The sequence below is a fragment of the Bacillus sp. G16 genome (genome assembly GCF_021282335.1).
In the GTDB taxonomy this organism is placed as follows: domain Bacteria; phylum Bacillota; class Bacilli; order Bacillales; family Bacillaceae; genus Bacillus; species Bacillus inaquosorum.
Window position 1 is genome coordinate 313,011 of record NZ_JAJSOZ010000001.1, and the last position, 18,670, is coordinate 331,680.

At 46.9% G+C, this 18,670-nt stretch carries 18 protein-coding genes and 1 pseudogene; 15 read left to right on the forward strand and 4 right to left on the reverse strand.

Annotation, left to right across the window (positions count from 1 at the left end; genetic code table 11):
* Positions 1 to 35: 35 nt before the first annotated feature.
* From frlB to frlD, 5 genes are all read left to right on the forward strand, one after another.
* Positions 36 to 1,022 (forward strand): fructosamine deglycase FrlB, encoded by a 987-nt coding sequence (gene frlB / locus LWH95_RS01570; RefSeq protein ID WP_232918815.1) that lies wholly within the window; start codon positions 36 to 38, stop codon positions 1,020 to 1,022.
* An 80-nt stretch (positions 1,023 to 1,102) separates the two neighbouring features.
* Positions 1,103 to 2,371: an ABC transporter substrate-binding protein gene (locus tag LWH95_RS01575; protein WP_232918816.1), complete on the forward strand. Its 1,269-nt coding sequence runs from the start codon at positions 1,103 to 1,105 to the stop codon at positions 2,369 to 2,371.
* 56 nt (positions 2,372 to 2,427) lie between these two features.
* On the forward strand, positions 2,428 to 3,306 hold the full coding sequence (locus LWH95_RS01580) for a carbohydrate ABC transporter permease (RefSeq protein ID WP_003240882.1): 879 nt from the start codon (positions 2,428 to 2,430) through the stop codon (positions 3,304 to 3,306).
* 3 nt (positions 3,307 to 3,309) lie between these two features.
* Positions 3,310 to 4,212, forward strand: a complete 903-nt coding sequence (locus LWH95_RS01585) for a carbohydrate ABC transporter permease (RefSeq protein WP_003240884.1) — start codon at positions 3,310 to 3,312, stop codon at positions 4,210 to 4,212.
* Positions 4,213 to 4,224: 12 nt separating this feature from the next.
* Positions 4,225 to 5,079, forward strand: a complete 855-nt coding sequence (gene frlD, locus LWH95_RS01590) for a fructosamine kinase FrlD (RefSeq protein WP_225514714.1) — start codon at positions 4,225 to 4,227, stop codon at positions 5,077 to 5,079.
* A 24-nt stretch (positions 5,080 to 5,103) separates the two neighbouring features.
* Here the strand turns inward: frlD and frlR are convergent, their stop codons facing one another.
* Complete coding sequence (gene frlR, locus LWH95_RS01595; RefSeq protein ID WP_119914243.1) at positions 5,104 to 5,832, reverse strand: transcriptional regulator FrlR; 729 nt, start codon at positions 5,830 to 5,832, stop codon at positions 5,104 to 5,106.
* Between the two features lie 181 nt (positions 5,833 to 6,013).
* On the opposite strand from frlR, the gene LWH95_RS01600 reads away from it, so the two are divergent.
* Positions 6,014 to 7,117 carry an ABC transporter ATP-binding protein gene (locus LWH95_RS01600; protein ID WP_148982805.1) on the forward strand — a complete coding sequence of 368 codons (1,104 nt, stop codon included), beginning with the start codon at positions 6,014 to 6,016 and terminating at the stop codon, positions 7,115 to 7,117.
* A 31-nt stretch (positions 7,118 to 7,148) separates the two neighbouring features.
* Here the strand turns inward: LWH95_RS01600 and LWH95_RS01605 are convergent, their stop codons facing one another.
* The gene (locus LWH95_RS01605) at positions 7,149 to 8,015 is read right to left on the reverse strand and encodes an endonuclease I family protein (RefSeq protein WP_232918817.1); all 867 of its coding nucleotides are present in this window, start codon (positions 8,013 to 8,015) and stop codon (positions 7,149 to 7,151) included.
* A 137-nt stretch (positions 8,016 to 8,152) separates the two neighbouring features.
* A complete protein-coding gene (locus tag LWH95_RS01610; protein WP_232918818.1) occupies positions 8,153 to 8,464 on the reverse strand; it encodes a glycosyl transferase in 312 nt (103 codons plus the stop codon).
* Between the two features lie 282 nt (positions 8,465 to 8,746).
* On the opposite strand from LWH95_RS01610, the gene allC reads away from it, so the two are divergent.
* The 7 genes from allC to pucE all read left to right on the forward strand — a co-directional run bounded on the left by allC (position 8,747) and on the right by pucE (position 16,670).
* Positions 8,747 to 9,985 carry an allantoate deiminase gene (gene allC, locus LWH95_RS01615; RefSeq protein WP_232918819.1) on the forward strand — a complete coding sequence of 413 codons (1,239 nt, stop codon included), beginning with the start codon at positions 8,747 to 8,749 and terminating at the stop codon, positions 9,983 to 9,985.
* A gap of 16 nt (positions 9,986 to 10,001) precedes the next feature.
* Positions 10,002 to 11,252 (forward strand): (S)-ureidoglycine--glyoxylate transaminase, encoded by a 1,251-nt coding sequence (gene pucG / locus LWH95_RS01620; RefSeq protein WP_232918820.1) that lies wholly within the window; start codon positions 10,002 to 10,004, stop codon positions 11,250 to 11,252.
* 231 nt (positions 11,253 to 11,483) lie between these two features.
* The gene (locus tag LWH95_RS01625) at positions 11,484 to 12,476 is read left to right on the forward strand and encodes an XdhC family protein (protein ID WP_232918821.1); all 993 of its coding nucleotides are present in this window, start codon (positions 11,484 to 11,486) and stop codon (positions 12,474 to 12,476) included.
* Positions 12,473 to 13,090 carry a xanthine dehydrogenase accessory protein PucB gene (gene pucB, locus LWH95_RS01630; RefSeq protein ID WP_232918822.1) on the forward strand — a complete coding sequence of 206 codons (618 nt, stop codon included), beginning with the start codon at positions 12,473 to 12,475 and terminating at the stop codon, positions 13,088 to 13,090. Before LWH95_RS01625 ends, pucB begins: the two co-directional genes overlap by 4 nt.
* Positions 13,087 to 13,920 (forward strand): xanthine dehydrogenase subunit C, encoded by an 834-nt coding sequence (gene pucC / locus LWH95_RS01635; RefSeq protein ID WP_232918823.1) that lies wholly within the window; start codon positions 13,087 to 13,089, stop codon positions 13,918 to 13,920. Before pucB ends, pucC begins: the two co-directional genes overlap by 4 nt.
* Positions 13,921 to 16,158 (forward strand): xanthine dehydrogenase subunit D, encoded by a 2,238-nt coding sequence (pucD, locus tag LWH95_RS01640; RefSeq protein WP_232918824.1) that lies wholly within the window; start codon positions 13,921 to 13,923, stop codon positions 16,156 to 16,158.
* Positions 16,149 to 16,670 carry a xanthine dehydrogenase subunit E gene (gene pucE / locus LWH95_RS01645; protein ID WP_232918825.1) on the forward strand — a complete coding sequence of 174 codons (522 nt, stop codon included), beginning with the start codon at positions 16,149 to 16,151 and terminating at the stop codon, positions 16,668 to 16,670. Before pucD ends, pucE begins: the two co-directional genes overlap by 10 nt.
* Before the next feature lie 686 nt (positions 16,671 to 17,356).
* On the opposite strand, the gene LWH95_RS01650 is transcribed toward pucE, so the two are convergent.
* Complete coding sequence (locus tag LWH95_RS01650; protein ID WP_003240909.1) at positions 17,357 to 17,473, reverse strand: YjcZ family sporulation protein; 117 nt, start codon at positions 17,471 to 17,473, stop codon at positions 17,357 to 17,359.
* Positions 17,474 to 17,634: 161 nt separating this feature from the next.
* On the opposite strand from LWH95_RS01650, the pseudogene LWH95_RS21770 reads away from it, so the two are divergent.
* A pseudogene (locus LWH95_RS21770) lies at positions 17,635 to 17,776 on the forward strand (phage terminase small subunit-related protein); the annotation flags it as partial.
* Positions 17,777 to 17,941: 165 nt separating this feature from the next.
* Complete coding sequence (locus tag LWH95_RS01660; protein ID WP_232918826.1) at positions 17,942 to 18,349, forward strand: hypothetical protein; 408 nt, start codon at positions 17,942 to 17,944, stop codon at positions 18,347 to 18,349.
* The last annotated feature ends 321 nt before the right edge of the window (positions 18,350 to 18,670 follow it).

The window sequence follows — 18,670 nt, forward strand, 5'->3', positions numbered from 1 at the left end:
ATAACGTTATATAATAAAAATGAGGAGTGAAGGATTTGAGTCAAGCCACAGCAAAAGTAAATCGTGAGGTTCAAGCTTTCTTGCAGGATTTGAAAGGGAAAACCATTGACCATGTATTCTTTGTCGCATGCGGAGGCTCTTCGGCCATTATGTATCCGAGTAAGTATGTGTTTGACAGGGAGTCAAAATCAATGAACTCCGACCTTTACAGCTCTAACGAATTTATTCAGCGCAACCCTGTTCAGCTTGGTGAAAAGTCTCTTGTTATTTTGTGCTCGCATTCGGGAAATACTCCTGAAACAGTCAAAGCTGCTGCGTTTGCGAGGGGCAAAGGCGCACTTACGATTGCGATGACGTATAAACCGGAGTCTCCTTTAGCACAGGAAGCGCAATATGTTGCCCAGTACGATTGGGGTGATGAGGCGCTTGCAATGAATACGAACTATGGCGTTCTGTATCAAATCGTTTTTGGCACCCTGCAAGTATTAGAAAACAATACGAAATTTGAACAAGCAATTGAAGGTTTAGATCAATTGCAGGCTGTGTATGATGAAGCCCTTAAGCAGGAAGCTGACAATGCACAGCAATTTGCAAAAGCTCATGAAAAAGAAAGCATTATTTATACAATGGCAAGCGGTGCAAACTACGGTGTCGCTTACTCCTACAGCATCTGCATTCTCATGGAAATGCAATGGATTCATTCCCACGCCATTCATGCCGGAGAATATTTTCACGGACCGTTTGAGATTATTGATGAATCCGTGCCGTTTATCATCCTGCTCGGTTTAGATGAAACTAGACCTCTTGAAGAGCGGGCGCTTACCTTCTCGAAAAAGTATGGCAAAAAGCTCACTGTGCTTGATGCTGCATCTTACGATTTCACTGCGATTGACAATTCAGTTAAAGGCTACCTTGCTCCGCTCGTTCTCAACCGTGTGCTGAGAAGCTATGCGGACGAGCTGGCAGAGGCGAGAAATCATCCTTTATCTCATAGAAGATACATGTGGAAAGTTGAGTATTGATCTGAAAATGAGGAACCATTATGCATTAGACTATAATGTTATATAACATTATAGTCTAATGTCCAGAGGAGGCCAACCCTTTGAAGAAAATGTTGTTGTTCTTGATCATTGCAGCTGTCAGTATGCTCACCATTGCGGGCTGTTCAAGCCAAAGCAGTTCAGCGGACGGAAAGGTGACATTGAAATTTTTCCACAGATGGCCGAAGGAGCCGGAAAAAAGTTATTTTGAAGAGGTTGTAAAAGAATTTGAAAAAGATCACCCGGATATCGACATTCAAATTGAAGCCGTTTTGAATGACTCCTATAAAGACAAAATTAAGGTTATGCTGGGAACCACCAGCCCTCCTGACATTTACTTCTCTTGGAGTGACGAGTTTGCTTTTAAATTCATCAGAGGCAATAAGGCACTTGATCTCTCGTCCTACTACAAAAATGATACAGATTGGTCATCACAGATCGTTCAATCACAAATTACACCATTTACTTATGAAAGCAAGCAATATGGCGTACCGTGGCAAATGGACGCTAAATCATTCTTCTATAATAAAGACATTTTTCAAAAGCTGAACCTTGATCCCCCGAAGACATGGGATGAATTAATCGATGTGTCAAAGAAGCTCAAAGAAAAGGGCTATACACCGATCAGCTTCGGAACAAAGGCGACTTGGACAATCTCGCACTATATCGGCACGCTCAATCAGCGGATGGTCGATGAAAAAACACGACAAAAGGATTATAACGCCAAAACGGGTGAATTTACTGATGAAGGCTATGTGAAAGCACTTGAAAAGCTTCAGGAGCTGATGCCTTACTTCAATAAACATGTAAACTCCGTCGACCACGAGTATGTGAGACAGCAATTTAAGAGCGGAAAGTCGGCGATGATATATGCGGAAACAGCGGAAATCAAGCTGGTTGAACCGGTGAATCTGGGGATGTTCCCATTTCCTGAAATCAGCGGGCAAAAAGGATCTTCAGAGGCGTTAACGGGAGCGCCGGAAGGGTTCATGATTTCCTCAAAAACAAAACATCCGAAGGAAGCGATGGAATTTTTGCAGTTTCTGACGTCGAAAAAAATGGGTGATAAGCTCGTCAAAGATGTCGGGAAGTACAGTGCGGTGCAAGGAACGGCTACTGAAGAAAATTCTACAGCCATTCAGCGTGAAGCGGTTCAGCAAATTGTTGATGCCGAATCAATGGTTCCGTGGTTTGATATGGATGTTGATGTTGAAATCGCAGACGCGTACCTAACGGGCGTCCAGCAAATGCTTGGCGGCGACATGACACCGGAGCAGGTGATGAAAGCCGTTCAAAAAGCAGCGAAGCAAGTGAGGGCGTCAGCTGAATAAATCAAAGAAAAGGTGAGCTTTGCACCTTTTCTTTTTATAAAGGAGATGAGATATCCTTGGTCAATCAGAATAAAATAATCCCCTATTTGTTTTTGGTGCCCGCTCTCGTTTTTTTACTTTTTGTTTATATCCCGATTTTTGAGAATGTCTTCCTCAGCCTGTTTCAATGGAGCTCTTTTTCTCCGGAAAAAACGTTTATCGGCTTAAAAAACTATGTTGAATTATTTCATGATCCTGTCTTTTATCAGGCACTTACCAATAATGTGCTTTACGCAGTGATCTCTATTGTATGCCAGGTATTTGGCGGGTTGATTTTGGCGGCGGTGCTTGAGGATAAGCTGGTCAGAAAATGGTCGCCGTTTTTTCGCACCGTTTTCTTTTTGCCGGTTGTCATCTCCATGACGGTGATCGCGCTTTTGTTTGATTTTATTTACAACCCTGAGACGGGGCTTTTGAATCAGCTGCTACAGGCAATCGGTCTTGATCAGCTGACGAGGGCTTGGCTCGGTGATGACAGCACGGCTATGCTATCTGTCATTTTTGTGTCTCAATGGCAATCTGTCGGTTATATTGCGATGCTGTACATTGTGTCAATTCAAAAAATACCGGATGAACTGTATGAAGCGGCCCGGCTTGACGGTGCGGGGAAAATTCAGCAGTTTTTTCATATTACCGTTCCCCAGACGAAAGAGATGTCTTTTGTTGCGGTGGTCATGACGCTGACCGGCGCCTTTACGGTATTTAATGAACCGTACATATTGACAGGCGGCGGGCCGGGAAACGCTTCAGAAGTGTTAAGCACGTTTTTATATAAAAGCGCCTTTACAAAGGATATGATGGGCTATGCGTCAGCGATTGCCACCGTTGTGTTAATCATTACGCTCGCATTGTCGCTCATGCAAATGAAGTTCTTTAAAACCGGAAAGGAGGATTAACAGATGCTGCCTCAGAAGAAGACAGATTCGTTCAGATTGGAGCCAGTGCCTGACCGGCACATTGAGATGAAAAGAAAACCGAGACGAAAATGGTACATCGGAGAAACGTCTGTGTGGGTTTTTCTGTTTCTTTATCTTATTGCGATCGCCTATCCGCTGTTATGGATGGTCATGAGCGCCTTTAAAAGCTCGGACGATATCTTTGAGCACAGCTGGTCGCTGCCGTCTTCGTGGCATCCGGAAAACTTTGTGTCCGCCTGGAATCAGGGGATTTCTTCTTATTTTATGAACAGTGTTATCGTCACAGCGCTGACGTGTGTGATCACTGTCTTTATCAGTGCATGGGCGGCGTACGGCCTTTCCCGGTTTGAGTTTAAGGGAAAAGGATTCTTTTTGGTGCTTTGTCTTGGCGGTTTGATGCTGACGCCGCAGGTCAGTCTTGTGCCGCTGTATTCTATTATTCAGTCGCTGGGCCTTTACAATACGTATTGGGCGTTAATCTTGCCGTATGCGGCTTACCGGATTCCATTCACCATCATTTTGATCCGCTCTTATTTTCTTTCTATTTCCAAAGAATTGGAGGAGGCGGCTTATTTAGATGGGTGTACGAGTTTCGGAGTATTTTTCAGAATTTTCTTACCAATGAGTGTGCCGATTTTGGTGACATCCGGCATTTTAACGGCTTACCATACGTGGAATGAGTTCATGTTTGCGATTATTTTCATAGATGATGAGAATTTGCGGACCATTCCAGCCGGGCTGATGCAGTTCAGAGACGCATTACAGACAGATTGGGGCGTCCTGCTGGCGGGATTAACGATTTCAGCCGCGCCGATTATTATTCTATTTTTATTTATGCAGAAATATTTTGTCCGCGGGATTGCGAGCGGAAGTGTAAAAGGATAAGGAGGAAGCATAATGAAATTGATTGCGGTTGGAGATAACGTTGTAGATTACTATCAGGATCAAGAAACGTTCTACCCGGGAGGAAATGCCTTAAACGTCGCGGTGCTTGCCAAACGGCTCGGGCATGAGGCTTCCTATATCGGAATCGTCGGCAATGACGAAGCAGCGGCACATCTTTTGAACGTACTGAAATTGGAGAAGGTCAATGCGGATTATATCCGCCAGGCGCACGGAGAAAACGGGATGGCGATTGTCACCCTTGATGAGCAGGGGGACCGTATTTTTGTCAGATCAAATAAAGGCGGCATTCAGTCCCGGCTCCGTCTGGTGTTCCAGGAGAAAGATCTAGCCTTTATCAGCGGGCATGATCTGTTGCATACCAGTGTGTACAGCCGACTTGAGAACGATCTTCCGCAGCTGTGCGGACTGATCCCGGTTTCTTTTGATTTTTCAACCAATCGGGAGGATGATTATTTGAGGAAGGTCTGTCCTTATGTGACGTATGCGTTTTTTTCAGGAAGCGATCTGAGTGAGTCGGAGTGCGGTGAGCTTGCGAAAACAGCTCATGGGTATGGAGCCAAATTCGTTTGTCTGACCCGCGGGGGGCAAGGAGCAATCCTGTCTGCGGGAGACCGAATCTATCATCAGCCGATTGTGGAAACTGATATAATAGATACACTTGGAGCCGGAGATTCATTTATAGCAGGCTTTTTGACAGCCTTTTGCGAGAAGCAGGACATAACGCGCGCTTTGCGCCAAGCGGCCGAAACGGCTGCGAAAACATGCGGCGTATACGGGGCATTCGGCTACGGCCATCCTTTTCGCTTGGAGGACGGGGGAAGCAGTGAAAAAACGAGAATACTATAAGCAGTGTCTCGTTTTTTATGCCTGTTATGTGTAAGGGCTGTTGATCGTAAAAGTGACACGGTTTGTGTGCATCAAAAACAGTGAGCAGTAGATTGGCTGGTTGTTTGATGTAAAAGCCGTTTTATCAATTTCAAATAGTGCATCCCCGATATCGCAATCCAGGTATTTGCTTTCCTCCTGCTGGGCATATACAACATTTAATAGCTTCGTATTGTGGGTGGGAACAACTTGGTATTGCTGTTTCAAAATATCATGCATGGATACGCCGTCAGCAATAAAGGTATCAATGCCGGGAAACAAATCCAGCGGATAATGCGTCACTTCAAAGGAGAGCGGCTGATCATCGTTGTATAAAATTCGTTTTAATTCAACGACAGGGCTCTCGGGATGGATTTGAAGCTTTTCGGCGATGGGTTTTGACGCTGGAATGATCTCATGGGACAGCACCTGATGCTTCGGTTTTTTGCCGGTTGATTCCATAAATTCCGAGTAGCCGTTTACTGCGATCAGCTCTCGCTTTAATTTAGGGCTTTTAACGAACGTTCCCTTCCCCTGCTGCCTGATCAGATAGCCTTCTTCGACTAAATCAAGAATGGCTTTCCTGACAGTAATGCGGCTGACATTATACTTGCTGCAAAGCTCGTTTTCGGTAGGCAGCTTGGTGGTTGGGGAATACACGCCCTTTTTGATGTCATCAGTGATGATTTGTTTTAGCTGAATGTATAAAGGTGTAGAACTTCCGTTGTTTAACAAGGGGTAGCCTCCTTTTAACCTATTATTCATATTATAATGTATTATGACGTTATAATACAAATTTACATTTTTTATTTTAGAAATATAGCAAAAATAGGAATCGATTACTCTAAAAATAACAGAAAGACCAAGTTGTTTCCAGTGACGAAATAATGGATCAAAAGATAGGGGGACATTTCTGATGGCTTCATTAACATTTGAGCATGTCAAAAAATCATATCATTCACAATTAACGGTGAAGGACTTTGATTTAAATGTAAAGGATAAGGAGCTTTTGGTGCTGGTGGGGCCGTCAGGATGCGGAAAATCGACAACGCTGCGGATGGTGGCGGGACTGGAAAGCATCTCTGAAGGAAACCTTCTTATTGATGGGGAGCGGGTCAATGATCTTCCGCCGAAAGAACGTGATATTGCGATGGTATTCCAAAACTATGCGCTTTATCCGCATATGACGGTTTTTGATAATATGGCGTTCGGATTAAAGCTTAGAAAGATGTCGAAACAGGAAATTGCCGAGCGGGTTCATGCGGCAGCTAGAATTTTAGAGATTGAACATTTGCTGAAGAGAAAACCAAAAGCGCTCTCTGGCGGGCAGCGGCAAAGGGTGGCGCTTGGCAGATCGATTGTGAGGGAGCCGAAGGTCTTTTTAATGGACGAGCCGCTTTCCAATTTGGATGCGAAGCTGAGAGTGACGATGCGGACAGAAATCAGCAAGCTGCACCAGCGTTTGGAGGCAACCATCATTTATGTCACGCATGACCAGACCGAAGCGATGACAATGGGCGATCGGATTGTCGTGATGAATGAAGGGGAAATCCAGCAAGTGGCGAAACCTCATGACATTTATCATTACCCGGCGAATCTGTTTGTCGCAGGCTTCATCGGCTCCCCGGGAATGAACTTTCTGAAAGGCGTCATTGAAGAGCAGCATGGCGAGCTGTTTTTCACAAACCCTTCAATCCGGCTTCATATTCCTGAAGGAAAAGCGAAGAGCCTTAAGGAAAAAGGATACGCCGGAGAACAGATGATTGCCGGCGTCCGGCCGGAGCATATGACACAATTGATGGGAAATGATCAGCTGTTTGATTCAGTGTTTAAAGCGAGGGTGGAAGTGAATGAAAATCTGGGATCGGAGCTGATTGTGCATGTCATGGCTGGGGACGAGCGGCTTACGGTCCGCCTGGACGGAAACACGCGAATCGCCGCAGGCGATTCGATCCAGCTGTCAGTGAAAATGGATCACGTCGTCTTTTTTGATGCGGAGACGGAAGAGGCTGTGTATTAGGAAAGGTGCTCCTTAAAAGGAGCACCTTTTCTTACGGCCAAATGTCGTCCGCCCATTCAGGGTGGTCGATAAATGGATTGCGATTGTGCTGATATTTTTCATAAATGATTTCATTTCTTTTTCGCTCACGGTCATCAACCGGGTCCTGCCTATTCCATTCGAGCAGGGCAGATTGTTTTCCGTGGTAAGGGGCTGAGCCGTTGCCTGTTTTATCATTAAGCTCAAGATCAGGGTAGCCGTCATCACCTTCGTAACGGACAGCCATGTAAAACAGCATGCGGGCGACATCGCCCTTCACATTATCACGGGGCTCCCATGAATCTCCGTCATAATAATTTCCGGGCGCTTTCGCATATTCAGTGCCGCCGTTGTCAAAATCCATATTTCCTCTGGCGCTGTTGACTTGAACATCAGCCGGGCGCAAATGGTGAATGTCGGTGCCAGGCCCCATGCTTGTACCAAAATCGCCATGGGATTTTGCCCAGACGTGCTCGCGGTTCCAATCGCCGACATTGCCGCCGTTCAGGTTTTTCGACCGCGATTCATTCGTATAGAGCAGGATGACGTTATTCGGGTTTGCCGGATCTTCATCGGTTTCTTTCAGCGCGTTCCATACTTCGCTGTAGGACAGCATCGTGTGTCCGCTGATGATGCGGTGCAGGGTGCTTTTTAGCGATTCTCCAGTTTTTCCTTCAGTCCCTTCATAATAGGTATCTGTGTCAGCGTAGGGTGCAGCGGGAGCGGTTAATGAGAGTAGGTCCCCGGTTCCTGAAGGGGAAGACGCCAATCGGTCGTTCAGGCTCAATGCGGTTTGCGCGCTTGCTGAGGCGGCGGGCGCAAACCATCCGGAAATCAGTAATACACAGACGAGCGGCAGAAACCTTGCTTTTTTTGTCATCACTTGCCCTCCTTTTATCAGATCATGTCTATTATCTAAAATTGAAATAAAGGATAGAAGTGTCATTTTGTATATTTTTCATTAAAATTGTAAATTAGTCCCTTTGGAGGAGGCGGATATCCACTGTTCCAATAACTTTAGGCCCCGTTTTTGCTCCGGCTTGTTGCATATTTCGGTGGAAGCGCGTCGCTGCTGTGAAGAAATGCCGGTAGGCCGCTTTCCGCGAGTAAAAGAGACGCAGGAATGGTGGCGAGAAAAGAGCGCCTGCCGGTATACGGCCCGGCAAAATCGACGGCATGTCCGCCGATGTGTGGCGGCAGTTGAAGCACCGAGGAATACGCCCGCATTGCTTCGGTGATGCCCAGCAATTCGTCCGGCGATTCTGTTTTGATCCGTTCCGCGATCAGAAACGCTGCGATCTGCACATCGCTTGCCTCGCCAGAAAACATCGCTTCTCCCGCAAGTTTAGCTTGTTCCTATGAAAGGTGTTTTGACCCCTTTTTCCTCTTGCTGTTTCTTTAATCCACTGCTGCATATTGGCTCTCTCCCTTACTGTGTTTTCTTTTGACTTTACATGAGAATAGCCCTGAGAGGTAGGGTGTTTTCTGGCTGCTTGATGCCGGATAGATACTGTGACTAAAAAATAAACGTTTTTTTGGTTAATCTGCCAATGAACTATCGTGTTCCTCCTTCTATAATGAAGTCACCATAACGGCCAGAGGGGGGAGTACATGGAAAAGCAGAAGCTTTCAGTAAAAAGCGGCATCGCAGATTATATCGAATGGCTCGCCCAATACGGCGCATCCGCTGACGACGGTGTGACGAGGCTTTTGTATACAAAAGAATGGATGGACGCGCAGATCGCCGTGAAGACGGAAATGTCAGCATTCGGACTTGAAACAAGATTCGACGATGTCGGCAATGTGTTTGGAAGGCTTTCGGGCACCCAGTCTCCGGATGAAGTAATTGTAACCGGTTCACATATCGATACTGTCATCAATGGGGGAAAGTATGACGGCGCCTATGGCGTCCTTGCGGCAATGCTCGCGCTAAAGCAGCTCAAAGAAACGTACGGAGTACCGAAAAAAACACTCGAAGCGGTGTCCTTATGTGAGGAGGAGGGCAGCCGTTTTCCAATGACCTATTGGGGATCAGGGAATATGACGGGCGTTTTTTCATTACAGGATGGAGTAGAACCGAAAGACGAAACAGGCGTCTCTCTGCAATCAGCGATGTATGAGTGCGGTTTTGGCAAAGGTGTGTATCAGGCTCCGTACAGGACAGATATCAGCGCCTTTGTCGAGCTTCATATAGAACAGGGACAGACATTGGAAATGTCAGGTCGGGATCTTGGCATTGTGACAAGTATTGCGGGGCAGAGGCGATATCTCGTCACGCTGGAGGGGGAATGCAACCACGCGGGAACAACCTCCATGAAATGGCGCAAAGACCCGCTCGCAGCCAGCAGCCATATTATTCATGAACTGCTGCTGCGGTCGGAAGAGCAGCCGGATGAGCTCCGTCTGACTTGCGGAAAAATAACTGCAGAGCCCAATGTAGCCAATGTGATACCGGGACGCGTGCAGTTTTCAATTGATATTCGCCATCAGCATCAGCACGTGCTGGAGCAATTTCATGAAGACATGGCTGCTTTGATCAACGGCATTTGCCATCAAAAAGGGATTCGCGCTGTAATTGATGAATATATGCGGATAGAGCCTGTACCGATGGACGAAAGGCTGAAGGCTGCGGCTCTGGAAACAGCGGCAGAAAACGGCATCAGGTGTGAAGAAATGGTGAGCGGAGCAGGGCATGACGCGCAAATGATCGGAAGGCGCCATCCTGCTTGTATGCTGTTTGTGCCAAGCCGCGACGGCATCAGCCACTCACCGAAGGAATATACCTCAGCCAGACAGCTTGAGATCGGCGTCCGCGCATTGACTGATTTATTATACAAACTGGCTTACTGATAAAGGAGGAATGGCTGTGTCAGGCAGAAAAGAGTTATGTACACCGTTAAGAACGATTATGACACCGGGTCCTGTTGAGGTTGATCCGCGTGTATTAAGAGTGATGAGCACCCCGGTTGTCGGCCAATTTGATCCGGCGTTTACGGATATCATGAATGAAACGATGGAGATGCTTCGGGAGGTATTTCAAACGAAAAACCGCTGGGCATACCCGATTGATGGCACTTCACGGGCGGGTATCGAAGCGGTGCTGGCGAGTGTGATTGAGCCGGGAGATGATGTGCTCATTCCGATTTATGGGCGCTTCGGTTATTTGCTGACTGAAATTGCCGAGCGGTACGGGGCGAATGTTCATACGCTTGAGTGCGAGTGGGGAACGGTTTTTGACCCGGAAGACATCATACGGGAAATGAAAAAAGTGAAACCGAAAATCGTGGCGATGGTGCATGGGGAAACATCGACAGGTCGGATTCACCCCCTGAAAGCCATCGGCGAAGCCTGCCGCGCCCAGGAAGCATTGTTTATCGTCGATGCAGTCGCGACGATCGGCGGGTGTGAGGTAAAGGTGGATGAATGGAACATTGACGCGGCCATCGGCGGCACGCAAAAATGCTTGTCTGTTCCATCGGGAATGGCGCCGATTACATATAATGAGCGGGTGGCGGATGTGATTGCGGCCCGCAAAAAGGTGGAGCGCGGGATTGCGACACAAGCTGACAGGACAACACTTTCAGGAAATCGGCCGATCACAAGCAATTATTTTGATTTGAGCCAGCTTGAGGATTATTGGAGCGAAAGACGGCTCAATCATCATACAGAAGCGACGACGATGCTGTACGCCTTGCGTGAGGGTGTCAGACTGGTGCTTGAAGAAGGTCTTGAAGCCCGTTTTGAGCGCCATCGCTACCATGAGACCGCATTAGCAGCAGGGATTAAGGCGATGGGGCTGAGGCTGTTTGGAGATGACGGCTGCAAAATGCCTGTTGTCACCTGTGTAGAAATCCCTGATGGCATTGACGGCGAGTCTGTCCGCCACATGCTGCTGGCGCAATTCGGCCTCGAAATCGCCAGCTCATTCGGCCCGCTGGCGGGGAAGATCTGGAGAATCGGCACGATGGGCTACAGCTGCAGAAAAGAAAACGTATTGTTCGTGCTTGCCGGTTTAGAGGCTGTGCTTCTCAGACATGGCGCAGGAATCGAAGCAGGAAAAGCGCTCCAGGCAGCGCTTGATGTGTATAAAAACGCCGGCCGCCAGGCTGCGGTATAAAGAAAAGCTTGCGGGAACTCCGCAAGCTTTTTTAGCTATACGATTTCGCTTTTTCTCCAATCTGTTTTTCTTCGTTTGACTCTTTTTACAAATCCTCTTTCCCTGTGTTGCATTTTCTGACGAAGCATGAGTCATTTTTCCTTCCATCATCTATTCTTTATACAAGTTACCTATAAAACCACGCTGAACTAGTTGTTTCTAACAGCGATTGGTTGAGAGGAGGATGCAGCATTGGGAAATTTGCACATGATATTAGATGCGCTCCTGGAAGATCAGGATGAGGCTGTGCTGGCGACAATTGTTCAAGTTGAGGGCTCCGCGTATCGAAAAGCAGGCGCCTCTATGCTCTTTAAGAAAAATGGGGAACGGGTCGGTCTGCTGAGCGGCGGATGTGTGGAAGAAGATTTATTCCAAAGAATTAGTGAGATGGCCGATCAGCCGACGTCAGCGCTGATTTCCTATGACATGCGGGCGGAGGACGATCTTTCCTGGGGCATGGGGGCCGGGTGCAACGGCATGATTCATATTCATGCGGAGCGAATCACTCAGGAAAGAAGACGGCACTATGAAATCGTGAGGGACTGCCTTCATTCAGGCAAAGCTGTAACAGCCGTTAAACAGATTAAATCCTCCCGTTATTTATTTCTGTCCGAGAAAGGGTGTTTTGGGAACTGGCCGGACGCGCCTCTGCAGGATATTCAACGTATCGCTTCTACGCTTCATTTACCGTATTTTGATCCATCAACCAACATGTTTATTCAGCGAATTGAACCGAAGCCGCGTCTCATTCTGTTCGGAGCGGGACCGGATATTGTGCCGCTCGCCAATTTGGCGGCTGATACAGGGTTTTCTGTTATCGTGACAGATTGGCGTCCCGCTTATTGCACATCCTCCCTTTTTCCAAAAGCGGATCAGCTGATCACCGCTTTTCCGGAACAAATGCTCAGTGAATTTCAGTTTTTTCCGCAGGATGCAGCTGTTGTGGCAACCCACCATTTTCAGCATGATCAAGCGATCGTCGACTGCTTATTTTCTCAACATCTTCATTATATCGGATTGTTGGGTTCGGCAAACCGTACCAAACGGCTGCTGAACGGAAAACAGCCGCCGGCTCACTTTTACAGTCCGGTCGGGCTGAAAATCGGTGCGGAAGGCCCCGAGGAAATTGCCGTCAGCGTTGTCGCGGAAATCATTCAAACAAGAAAACGGCTGGCGGTTGTATGAGAAGCCCCTATATTATCGGAGTGTTTCTCGCTGCCGGCAAAAGCAAAAGAATGGGCCAAAACAAGCTGGCTTTGCCGCTAAAAGGAGAAACCATCGGATCGCTTTCTTTGAAAACAGCTCTTCTGTCCCGCCTAGATCATGTACTGATTGTCGAGAGAACAGAACATGCTTCCCTTGAGTGGATGGGAGCGCCTTATCACGCTCCGCCTTTTCGAAACCGCTGGACCCTGCACGTTTGTCAAGACGCAGAAAAGGGTCAAGGGCATTCAGTCAGCAGCGGGGTGAGAAAAGCAGAAAGCATGGGAGCAGACGGCGTTGTCATTTTGTTAGCCGACCAGCCGCAGCTTTCCGTCAATCATCTCAATGCCCTTGTGGCAATCGCTCCTGAGTCATTTGCCGTGTCATCATTTTTAGGCGCGTTCACCCCGCCAATCTATTTCTCATCGGCTTGTTTTCCTTATGTAAAGGAGTTAAAGGGAGATGAGGGGGCTCGCAGGCTCCTGAACAGCGGACAGCTTGGAACAGGGGCTGTTTTGGAGGCGAAGGAAAGCGCAGAGTTGAAAGATATTGATACACCGGAGGAATACGACATGGTAAGGAGGGCGATGGTTTGAACGGCCAAGTGACAAAAGCAAGGATGAATATTCAATTATGGAGGCCGGCAGCGCTTGATGAGGCCTATTCGCTTTTGGAGCAGCATGCCCCGGATGTGTGTGTCGCATCGGGAAGCACGCTGCTTCAGCTTCAGTGGGACAAAGGGATTCTTCCGAAACAGCATCTCATCAGTCTTGAAGGAATTGAAGAGATGAGAGGGATCAGCGCCAGTGACACCCACCTCTCGATCGGGGCACTCACAACGCTGAGTGAATGCAGAAAGAACCCTTTGATTAAGAGTGCGCTCGGTTGTTTCAGCGACGCTGCTTCCGCTGTCGCCGCACCCGGAATTCGTAGCCGGGCCACGATTGGCGGCAACATAGCGAGTAAAATCGGGGATTTGATTCCGCTCTTACTTGTGCTAGATGCTGAGCTTATCGTATATCAAAAGGAGCTGATCAGGATGCCGCTTGGCGATTGGCTCATAGATGAAGACTTTGAAACTGCCATCGTCACGCGTGTCAACATTCCGCATGCAAAGGGAGAGCGTGTGTTTTACCGCAAGCTTGGGAGGCGCCAGGCTTTTACAGGAGCTGTTGCTGTTGCAGCTGGACGTTTTTTAAAAGACGGCGGCATTCGCCTCGCCGCTGGCCATGCTGATATCACACCGGAAAGATTAGTGGAAAGCGAAGCGAAGTGGATGGTGTCAGGGTGGGATCCTCACGAGATGTACGAAACGCTTATCAATGAGCTACCGTTTTCAGCAGATGCTTTTATGTCAGCGCCATACAGAAAAAAAGCCGTGGCCAACGTCATTATGGCAGAGCTGATGGCTGAGGGAGGAGAATAAATGATCGTCAACAAACCGTCAGGAGTGAGGCCGGATGGAAGAAGAAAGGTCACAGGGGAACTGAAATATATGACCGATCTCAGCTTTCCCGGAATGCTGTATGGCAAAGTGCTGAGAAGCGCTTATCCTCATGCGGAGATCGTGTCGATTTGCACCATGAAAGCGGAAGAAATGGTAGGTGTGCGGGCAGTCGTTACTCATGAAGACGTTCCCGGTTTAAACCGCTTTGGCATTGTCATCCCTGATCAGCCGGTTTTATGTGAGGACAGGGTGCGGTATGTCGGGGATGCGATCGCCGCAGTTGCTGCGGAAACGGAGGAAATCGCGGAAGCGGCGCTGGAGCTGATTCGCGTTGAGTATAAAGAGCTGGAGGTCATTGATTCACCGGAAAAAGCGATTCGGCCTGACGCGCATAGACTGCACGAGGACGGGAACATCCTTCACCGTGCGTTTTTTTCACACGGCGATGTGGAAGAAGGGTTTCGAGCATGTGACATAGTCCTCGAAGAAACCTACGTGCTGCCGCGTCAGATGCATACGTATATGGAAACAGAAGGAGGCGTAGCTGTTCCGGAAGACGATGGGGGCTTTACGATGTATGCAGGAACACAGCACGGCTATAAAGACCGTTTCCAGCTTTCCCGTATGTTTGACATTCCTGAAGAGAAGATCAGGGTTGTGTCGAGTCCGATGGGCGGCTCGTTCGGCGGAAAGGATGAGCTGAATATCCAGCCGTATGCTGCGCTTTTGGCCTTGAAAAGCGGACTTCCTGTCAAAATTCATCAGACCAGAAAGGAATCTGTACGCTCTGGCATTAAGCGCCACCCGATGAAGATTACGATCAAAACAGGTGCAGATCAGGCAGGGAAAATTTTGGCTCATGATGTGAAAATTGTGGCGGACACAGGCGCTTACGCTACGCTTGGACCGGCTGTTCTTGATTTTTCTGTCGAGCATGCCGCGGGTCCGTACCGTATTCCAAATATCCGGACGGAAGGGATCTCTGTGTTTACGAACAACGGGGTTGCGGGAGAATTCCGGGGCTTTGGCGGCAATCAAATCACATTTGCACTCGAAACCCATCTTGATCGTCTCAGTGATATGCTCGGCATCGATCCGTTGGAGCTGAGAAGAAAAAATATCAGACAACCGTATGACTTGGGGCCGCTTGAGCATCGGATTGCACCGACTGACGGAGCGGCGCAGGTGTTGAATGCCATTTCTGAATCTCCCATTCTCACAAGAAAACGCAAGAACTCCGGGTATATACGGAGAGGCACGGGAGCGGCAATTACGATGCACGGCGGCGGGCTGGGTTATGGCCGAATGGATGCGGCAGGAGGCCGTTTGTCCCTTTCGAGTGATGGCAAAATCACAGCTTCGTTCGGATTTGAAGAATGCGGACAGGGGATTCTAGCGGCGATTGAACATATTGTCATGGATGAGCTGGGCTGTGCGGCAGAGGATATATCCATTGTCATTGGGGATACCGCAAAAGTGCCGAAGTCAGGCTCCTCCACAGCATCCCGCGGCACAAGCATGGTGTGGCACGCGATCCAGCGTTTGAAGAAGCCGTTTCTATCTCAACTAAAAAAACGGGCGGCAGAATGGAGCGGCTGTTCAGCGGAAAACCTTATTTTCGGTGCAGCGGGCTTGCGTGATCAAAACACAAAGAAACTCGTGGTGACGTATAGAGAGCTGGCTGAAAAAGGCCCTTTGGCAGCGGAAACGGCATTCGATTTTCCGACAACACCTGATCCTGTAGTCGGCGGCCATTTTCTCTACTCATTTGGAGCGGCTGCTGTTGGGGTGGAGGTTGATCTATTAACAGGCGATGTCAGAGTGATAGATTGTGAGCACGCCATTGCGGCAGGTCCGGTTGTCAGTCCGCAGGGCTATCGGGGGCAAATTGAAGGCGGCGCTGCCATGGCACTCGGCTATACGCTAATGGAGGAAGCTAAAATGACGGACAGCCGTTACGCGGCGGAAAATCTCGACCAGTATGTCATTCCTGGTGTGAAGGATGTTCCCGATATGAAGCTGACCGCGATAGAAGAGCTGTTGGAAGGGGATTTCTACGGCCCGCGAGGTGTTGGCGAAATTGGAACGATCGCCATCACCCCGGCGATTGTAAAGGCTGTACATGATGCGGTCGGCTGCTGGATGAATAAGCTGCCAATTTCAAGAGAAGAGCTTCTGACCGCGATAGACAGAAAGGGGCTGAAGCAATGGACGTAAAAGAAGCCGGGCTATTTCCTGTAAAAAAGGAAAAATTTCGAATGACCGTGAATGGGCAGGAGCGGGAGGTTTCAGCCGTTGCCACGGCACGTCTGATTGACCTGCTGCGAACAGAATTTCAACTTACCGGGACAAAGGTGTCCTGCGGAATCGGCCGTTGCGGAGCATGTTCCATCTTAATTGACGGAAAGCTGGCCAATGCATGTATGACCATGGCTTATCAAGTGGACGGCCATTCCATTACAACCATCGAGGGAATTCAAAAAGAAGAACTGGATATCTGCCAAACTGCTTTCCTGGAAGAAGGCGGCTTTCAATGCGGCTACTGCACCCCAGGAATGATAATTGCGCTTAAAGCACTCTTTGAGGAAAAAACGCATCTGTCTGATGAAGACATAGAAGAAGGGCTGGCGGGGAATTTGTGCCGGTGTACCGGGTATGGAGGGATTATGCGGTCTGCATGCAGGATTAGAAAAGAGCTGAACGATGGAAAAAGGGAGTCCGGTTTTTAAAAGCTGCTTATTAGTTTTCGAAATTATAATATAATGAAAGAGCAGCCGGATGATCCATCGCTGGTGCCCTTGCTGAAGCATTGTGGACGATTAAACTATCATTAGTTAATTGCGTCAACCATTAATATGCCTTGGAGAAATGCATAAACGAGGTGTTAATTACTAAATGAATCGTATATTAGTTTCAATTGCTATAATCATATTCATAATTGAATATTTTATAGCTCCACTCACACATTTAGACACAGGAAAGTACGGTACGTTTATTGGTTTGATTTTATTAAGTATTGTGGTTCTAAGATTAGATGATGTGAAAAGGAGAAAAGGGCAGGGGTAAACCTGTTCTTTTTTTGTTTTTGAGTTAATAAAACCTAGAAGAGAATAAGAACTATTCGTATGTTGAAGACATTTCCTGTAAGACCGCAGCTGCTTACAAAGCATCTTATGTTTATCATTTGTTTAGAATGTGGTTTGTGAATCAACTTAACAGAAAACCAAACACAATATACTTTTCATATTGGTTCAAATTGTCTTCAAAACCTTCTAAAGCGGAGGATCTTTTTTTATGTCTCAAAAACGATGTTTATATTTCCTTAGTTCAGAAACTTTGTCAGCAAATCACATAGCAAAACGCCATAAACATTTCTTATGGCGTCTAGCCCGAACTGGGAGGTGCTTATAACATACTAAATTGGAACGCCTTCTGGATAGCCTCCAAAGAAAGATGCTCCAACAATGATTAATAGAATGAATAGCACCACGATCAAAGCGAAGGAGCTGCCATATCCATTTGAGTAACCCATATTGCCACCTCCTTTAATGAGGATAGTATAAGATATGGCAAAGGATAATTTTCGACATAGATTGAAGTCTAAAAAAGAAAAAATGAATATTTTGTTTAAAGTCTTAATAGAAAATGCAAATCAAAAACTATTAAAACAAACTCAAATATGGGTGGTGACATGTGACAAGACCGGGAGATCCACGCAGAGACGAAGCCTTCAGTTTATGGGAAGAGAGCGGGAGGAACCGAGAAGTTAAAAGACATTTCCGAAGAATTAGGCGTAACAAGCAGCACTGTTCGCAAATGGAAAGCAAACAATAAATAGGAAGAAAACTTATTAATACAGGATTACACTGTGAAATAATCATGATCGATATCTTTAGTTTCCCTTTTGTGTCAAAAATATGAAATTATCACCTTATGGAAGGATTTGTAAATCAGGGCGAGTAATAATACAAAGACTTTAATTTTAAGGAGGAGATTTAATATGAAAAAGTCATTAGTATCAATGTGTTTTGTTTTGATGTTAATCTTTACTGCTATGGGAAGTGCATCAGCCTATGAATTTAAAGGTATACTTCCTCTTAATGACAAAGTAAGTGGATCTTTTGCTGCTGCTAAAGAAGGAGATGAGTGGCAATTCCATCCGGGATCAGCTACAAAAGTAAAATTTTATTTGTCCAAAAGTAGTAACACAACCCCTTTAAAAGTTAGTATTTACAAAGAAGATATAAACACTGGAAAAGTAACTCTTGTGAATTCTTATGATTCCTCAGAATTATCGAAGCACACTATTGCAGTCAGTAAAAGCTATACTTATAGTATAAGGGTTGCTGGATATAGCACTGCAAAAACTGGTGGCTCATACACATTGGAAAATTCCGTAATAGAATGAATAAAAGGGAGCATAGCTCCCTTTTATTCTAAGTATCCAAACGTATTTAGATTTTTGACAAATTCAAAGGGAAGAATGCGTGTATGAATTTTAAGAAGAAGGTATGTCTTATTCTGGGTTTGTCAGTCGTTTTAGTATGTAGTTTCGGAACAAACTTAACAGAAAACCAAACTCAAAACGCATTTCATATTGCTTCAGATCGTCTTCAAATCTGAAGAACGATTACTCCTATAACCCCTCTATACGGAGGGTCTTTTTTTATGTCTTCAGCTCAACAGAAACGATTGAATCGAATACGATGTTTATATATCCCTGGTTCAA